This window comes from Actinotalea ferrariae CF5-4, from assembly GCF_000603945.1.
Classification (GTDB): domain Bacteria; phylum Actinomycetota; class Actinomycetes; order Actinomycetales; family Cellulomonadaceae; genus Actinotalea; species Actinotalea ferrariae.
This window is the reverse complement of sequence record NZ_AXCW01000475.1, coordinates 1-1,344: the sequence shown is the minus strand read 5'-3', so window position 1 is coordinate 1,344 and position 1,344 is coordinate 1. Positions and strand designations below refer to the sequence as shown.

Below are 1,344 nucleotides of genomic sequence, written 5' to 3'. Positions count from 1 at the left end.
GAGGCGCTGGCCGCCCTGCGCCGGGAGCTCCTCACGTCCGCCACGGTGCTGCTCACCGCCGCCCGCCGGCACGCCGCGCAGGGCGTCGTCGGCGCGCTGGAGGACTCCCGGCTGCCCGGGGCGACCGGCCTGCTCGAGGCCGTCGGCCCCACCGAGGTGCCGCCGGACCACGGCGCCGACGACGCCGCGGCCTGGCTCGATCTCGCCGGGACCGTGCTGGCGGAGCTCGGGACGGGTGACCGGAGGACCGCGGGCGCGGTCGACCGCCTCGTCAAGGGTGTCGGCGCGCCGGGGGCGGGGACGCTGCTCGCCGCGGCCGCCGGGGGCCTCGGCGCGGCCGGGGTGCTGCTCACCGGGACCCTCGGGCCGGACGTCACGCAGGGTGCCGTCCGCCGCCTGGAGGACGACCTCGCCGCCCGGGTGCGCGCCCAGGCGGGCGCCGGCGCCGACCCTGTCCGGGCCGTCCTGGCCGCGCCCGACCTCGCCGACGACGCCGCGTCCCGCCTCCGGCTCCGCCTCGCCGTCCTGAAGGGGCTGAGATGACCGCGCTGCCGTCGGACGCCGCGGGCCCGCGCACCCGCGGGCTCCTCCACCGCGTGCGCGACCTCGAGGAGGCGCTGGACCGCGGTGGGGACCGGCTGCCCGACGACGCGGTCCTCGACGCCCGCCGCTCGCTCAGCGCGGTCCGCGAGCGCCTCGCCCTCGGCGTGGACCACACGGTCGTGGCGCTGGTGGGCGGCACGGGCTCGGGCAAGTCGAGCCTCTTCAACGCGCTGTCGGGCCTGAAGTTCGCCGACGTGGGCGCGCGACGGCCGACCACGTCCACGGTCACCGCCTGCACGTGGGGCGGGGCGGACGCCCTGCTGGACTGGCTCGGCGTCGCCCCCGACCGGCGGATCGAGCGGGAGAGCGCCCTGGACGGCGACACGCAGGTGGGTCTGCGCGGTCTGGTGCTCCTGGACCTGCCCGACCACGACTCCGTGGCGCAGGAGCACCGTGCGGTCGTGGACCGGCTCCTGCCGATGGTCGACCTGCTCGTGTGGGTGGTCGACCCGCAGAAGTACGCCGACGACGCCCTGCACACCGGGTACCTGCGGCACCTCGTCGGTCACGAGGGATCCATGCTCGTGGTGCTCAACCAGGTCGACACGGTCCCCGTCGGGGCTCAGGGGTCGCTGCTCAGGGACATCGCCCGCCTGCTGCGGGAGGACGGGCTCGCCGACGTGCCCGTGCACGCCGCCTCGGCCACGACGGGCGACGGCGTGCCCGTCCTGCGCGCCGCGATCGCCCGCGCCGTCGCCGGCCGGGGCCAGGCCGAGCGACGGGCGGAGGCGGAGCTGGGGG

At 78.3% G+C, this 1,344-nt stretch carries 1 protein-coding gene and 1 pseudogene; both read left to right on the top strand.

Features of this window, described 5'->3' with window-relative positions:
• Nucleotides 1-543 (top strand): annotated as a pseudogene (locus N866_RS21725) (hypothetical protein); the annotation flags it as partial.
• A partial coding sequence (locus N866_RS18880; protein WP_173406181.1) for a GTPase occupies nt 540-1,344 on the top strand: 805 nt, incomplete at its 3' end. The pseudogene N866_RS21725 and the gene N866_RS18880, both read left to right, overlap by 4 nt.